This is a genomic window from Polaromonas sp., from assembly GCF_030682935.1.
GTDB lineage: Bacteria > Pseudomonadota > Gammaproteobacteria > Burkholderiales > Burkholderiaceae_C > Polaromonas.
Map to the genome: position 1 here is coordinate 1 of NZ_JAUXNA010000143.1, position 4,153 is coordinate 4,153.

Below are 4,153 nucleotides of genomic sequence, written 5' to 3' on the forward strand. Positions count from 1 at the left end.
CCGCCACGCTGCCCATCACCACAATGAACAGGGCAATCACCCAGGCAAAGATCGGCCGATCAATAAAAAACTTGGCCATGCGGTGCGCTCCTTATTTCGCAGCCGACGAGGCGGCTGCAGAAGCGGCAGGAGCCGGCTCGCTGGCGGGCTTGGCGCCAATCGGCTGCCACGGCACCGGCTTGACAGGCGCACCGCCCCGGAGCTTCTGGAAGCCGTCGACCATGACCTGTTCGCCCGTCTTCAGACCCTCCAGCACCACCCACTGCGCGCCCTTGGCGGATCCAATCTTGACGGTACGCGGCGTGACTTTCCCCTCGGCATCCACCACCATGACGGTATCGCCCTGCGCCGTGCGCGTGACCGCCTGCTGCGGCAAGGTGATGGCATTGACCGCCTGCGCCTGCTCAAGCCGTACACGGACATACAGCCCAGGCAGCAAGTAGCCATCGGGGTTGGGTACTTCTGCGCGCAACGTGATCTGCCCTGTCGTGGCATCGACGCTCAGGTCCGAAAACAGCAGGCGTCCGGTACGCGGGTACTCCGTTCCGTCTTCAAGCACGACGCGCACGCTGGCCGCCTCTGCGCCGTTGGCACGCGTGAACTGGCCGCTCTCCATCGCAGCGCGCAGCTTCATCACCTCCGAGGCGGACTGCGTGAAGTTGACGTACATCGGGTTGATCTGCTGGATCACCGCGAGCGGGGTCGCCTCACCCTGGCCGACCAGCGCGCCTTCGGTCACCAGCGCACGGCCAATGCGGCCCGAGATTGGCGCCGTCACGGCGGCATAGCCCAGGTTGATGTTGGCCGTTTGCACGTTGGCCTTGCCCACAGCGACATCGGCCTGGGCCTGCTTTTGCGCGGCAACGGCGTTGGCGTATTCCTGTTTGCTGATGGCGTTGGCTTCCACCAGCGGCTTGTAACGCTCGGCCAGCGCAGTCGCCTGGGCCAGGTTGGCTTCGGCACGGGCCTGACCGGCTCTGGCGCTGGCCGCTGCTGCCGCGTAAGGCGCGGCATCAATACTGAACAGCGGCTGACCGGCTTTGACGTCGCTGCCTTCACGGAACAGGCGTTTGTGCAAAATCCCCGCCGCACGCGCCCTGACCTGGGCGACGCGCGAGGCTTCAAGACGGCCCGGCAGTTCGGTCACCAGACCGACATCGCCCTGCGTCACCGTGACCACGCCGACCTGCGCGGGAGGCGGCGCCGCGCCGCCCGGGGCGCTGCCGCCCTTGCCACATCCGGCCAGGAACAATGAAAGCGCAGCCACTGCAAGCAGCGGCTGAACGCGGACCAATAGGGGAAGACCACGAGAGTGGGCAGGGCGGAAAGGAGGCATGCTGTTCCTGGATTTTTTTTGAAGGGAAAGCGAAAATGAGCTATTCGGCATTGGCGGTTATGGAAAATCGTCGCCCCCGAAGGTCGAAAGAATAGGGGTTTTCGCGAATGCTATAGTTTACATACAGTCATGAATGTATAACAGAACAACTAGAAAACCCCTTCAGGAGGCACCCATTGGTCCGTCGAACTAAAGAAGAAGCACTTGAAACCCGCCACAAGCTGCTGGATGCTGCCGAACATCTGTTTCAGGCGCAGGGTGTGTCGCACACCAGCCTGCAGGACATCGCACGGCGCGCAGGCGCTACGCGCGGTGCCGTCTATTGGCACTTCAAGGACAAGGCTGACCTGTTCAATGCCATGATGGAGCGCGTCACCCTGCCCATGGAGGCATCGTTCAACCAGGAGGATAGCGGCCTTGATGCGGGCAGCGGCGCAGGCGTGGACGCATTGAAGCGGATACGGCGCGCCACCGTCGACGCGCTTCAGCGGATCGTGACCGACGCGCAGACCCGCCGTGTGTTTGAGGTCGCCACCCAAAAAGTGGAATACATCGAAGAGCTTCAGGCCGTTCGTCTTCGCCATCTGGCGGTGCGACACGGTTTTTTGAGCCATATTGAACAAAGCATGGACGCGGCCTGCCAGCAGACCAACATGAAGCTGGCCATGCCCACCGCGATGGCCGCCCAAGGACTGCATGCCCTGATCGATGGCCTGATACAAAACTGGCTCCTCGACCCGCAAGCCTTCGACCTGCTCAAGGTCGGCCCTTGCGTGATGAATGTCTATTTACGCGGCTTGGGCTTTGCCAGCGAGCAAGAAGCCGGCATTCAGGCCAGTCAGGAACGAAGCACGCCCTAGCGCAGAGTCAGTGCAGATGCCGCGGTTTGCGGCCGCCTCCATGGCCAGTTCCGCCCTGCGAGCCGCCGGATCCGCGCGGCGGCCTGCCGAGTTGCATGGAATTGACCAGGGAATCAAAGCGGCGCTCAAACAACTTGTCCACGGCCACCACCACTTCGCCAAGTTCGGAGGCATCGAAATGCCGCTCCATGAGACCGATCATGTCCTGCACCAGCAAGTCGCGCTGAACCTGCATGATGGCGGCTGGCGTCGGGCCGACGAAATACATGGCAAAGTCATCGCGCGCCTCGTCGCCTTCGGCAGCCTCTTCCTCGTCGTCAAAGTCGGCATCGTAAAAAGTCACCTCGATCGGTGCACCCACTTCAGCCAGGTCATTCAAGCCCATGCACATTTCATCGAGTGCCTGACGAAAATCTTCATCGCCGGGCACCGTCCAGCACATCTGAAGCACATGCTTGTTGACATCAAATTGAATGCCGGGCTCTTCTTCGTAGGTGCTTGCCGCACCCGCTGCGAGCGACTTCGAGCCGGCATAAGTCCACAGCGGCTTCAGCGCCTCCTGCAATTGCTCAAAGGTGACGTCCGCTCGCAAGGGGACTTCGCCGTGAACGTGAATTTCAAAAGGTGTGTTGTAACGGCTCATGGAATTTATCTTACCCAATTTTCAAGGGGGCGCCCGGGGCGTGGAGGGGTGGTGCCTGAGACCGGAATCGAACCGGTACGCCCGCTATTCGCGAAGCGGCGGATTTTAAGTCCGCTGTGTCTACCTATTTCACCACTCAGGCCCAAAACCAATACAGAGCGCCTATTGTCAAACAAAAAAGCCCCATTGCAGGGGCTGATGACAATAACTTGATGGAGGCGCGGCCCGGAGTCGAACCGGGCTAGCCGGATTTGCAATCCGGTACATAACCGCTTTGTTACCGCGCCGTCTCTTTTTCATATTTTCCAACCAAAAAGGGCAGCATTTTGAAGTGCTGCCCTTTGAATTGGAGCGGGAAAAGAGGCTCGAACTCTCGACCTCAACCTTGGCAAGGTTGCGCTCTACCAACTGAGCTACTCCCGCGAGTCTAGCTATAAATTATAGCGTGGTTTTTTGACGATTCCTAAAAGTGATCAGAAATTTTGCTTAGTGCTTGACCGCATCCGCAACTGGCACGGGCGCGGCGGCACTGACAGCGGCAACCAATGCAACTTCCTCATCGGTCAAGGGTATAGGCTGGCGCTCCAAGGCGACCTGCAGGACCTGATCTATCCACTTCACCGGAATTATTTCGAGGCCAGCCTTCACGTTGTCCGGAATTTCCTGCAAATCTTTGGCGTTATCTTGAGGGATCAGCACCGTCTTGATGCCGCCACGCAGGGCGGCCAACAGTTTTTCTTTCAGTCCACCAATGGCGGTCACCTCACCGCGAAGCGTGATCTCACCCGTCATCGCCACATCGCCGCGCACCGGTATACCGGTCAGCGCGGAAACAAAGGCGGTCGTCATGGCAGCGCCGGCGCTCGGACCGTCTTTGGGTGTAGCGCCGTCTGGCACGTGAATGTGGATGTCACGCTTTTCGAACATCTCCTCCTTGATGCCCAGCAGCTTTGCGCGGCTGCGAACCACGGTCCGGGCGGCCTCGACAGACTCCTTCATGACATCGCCGAGCGAGCCGGTACGGGTGATCACGCCTTTGCCGGACATGACGGCCGCTTCAATCGTCAGCAAATCGCCGCCAACTTCCGTCCATGCCAGGCCCACCACCTGGCCGACCTGGTTTTTTTGTTCCGCACGGCCATAGTCGAATTTCCGGACACCGAGAAAATCATTGAGGTTGTCCGGTGTCACCACCACCTTGGGCGTCATTTTCTTGAGCTGGATGCCTTTGACCACCTTGCGGCAAATCTTGGAGAGCTCCCGCTCCAGCGAACGCACACCGGCTTCGCGCGTGTAGTAACGCACGATGTCGCG

At 60.1% G+C, this 4,153-nt stretch carries 4 protein-coding genes and 3 tRNA genes; 1 reads left to right on the top strand and 6 read right to left on the bottom strand.

The genetic code is table 11. The annotated features are described in order from the left end of the window. Nucleotides 1–91 precede the first annotated feature (91 nt). The gene (locus Q8K05_RS06830; RefSeq protein ID WP_305245759.1) at nt 92–1,336 is read right to left on the bottom strand and encodes an efflux RND transporter periplasmic adaptor subunit; all 1,245 of its coding nucleotides are present in this window, start codon (nt 1,334–1,336) and stop codon (nt 92–94) included. Between the two features lie 176 nt (nt 1,337–1,512). On the opposite strand from Q8K05_RS06830, the gene Q8K05_RS06835 reads away from it, so the two are divergent. Further along, complete coding sequence (locus Q8K05_RS06835; RefSeq protein WP_305245760.1) at nt 1,513–2,196, top strand: TetR family transcriptional regulator; 684 nt, start codon at nt 1,513–1,515, stop codon at nt 2,194–2,196. A gap of 7 nt (nt 2,197–2,203) precedes the next feature. Here the strand turns inward: Q8K05_RS06835 and Q8K05_RS06840 are convergent, their stop codons facing one another. From Q8K05_RS06840 to Q8K05_RS06860, 5 genes are all read right to left on the bottom strand, one after another. Next, nucleotides 2,204–2,839, bottom strand: coding sequence for a DUF6806 family protein (locus Q8K05_RS06840; RefSeq protein WP_305245761.1), 636 nt, complete (start codon nt 2,837–2,839; stop codon nt 2,204–2,206). Between the two features lie 49 nt (nt 2,840–2,888). Beyond that, a tRNA-Leu gene (locus Q8K05_RS06845) sits at nt 2,889–2,981 on the bottom strand. Nucleotides 2,982–3,052: 71 nt separating this feature from the next. Next, a tRNA-Cys gene (locus Q8K05_RS06850) sits at nt 3,053–3,126 on the bottom strand. A 60-nt stretch (nt 3,127–3,186) separates the two neighbouring features. After that, nucleotides 3,187–3,262: transfer RNA gene (locus tag Q8K05_RS06855), tRNA-Gly, on the bottom strand. Between the two features lie 63 nt (nt 3,263–3,325). Then, nucleotides 3,326–4,153 (bottom strand): S16 family serine protease (locus Q8K05_RS06860; RefSeq protein WP_305245762.1); only part of this gene is annotated, 828 nt, incomplete at its 5' end.

Excerpts from the sequence above, each read along its gene's own strand:
- Q8K05_RS06830 (WP_305245759.1), bottom strand. The coding sequence starts at position 1,336 with ATGCCTCCTTTCCGCCCTGCCCACTCTCGTGGTCTTCCCCTATTGGTC.
- Q8K05_RS06840 (WP_305245761.1), bottom strand. The coding sequence starts at position 2,839 with ATGAGCCGTTACAACACACCTTTTGAAATTCACGTTCACGGCGAAGTC.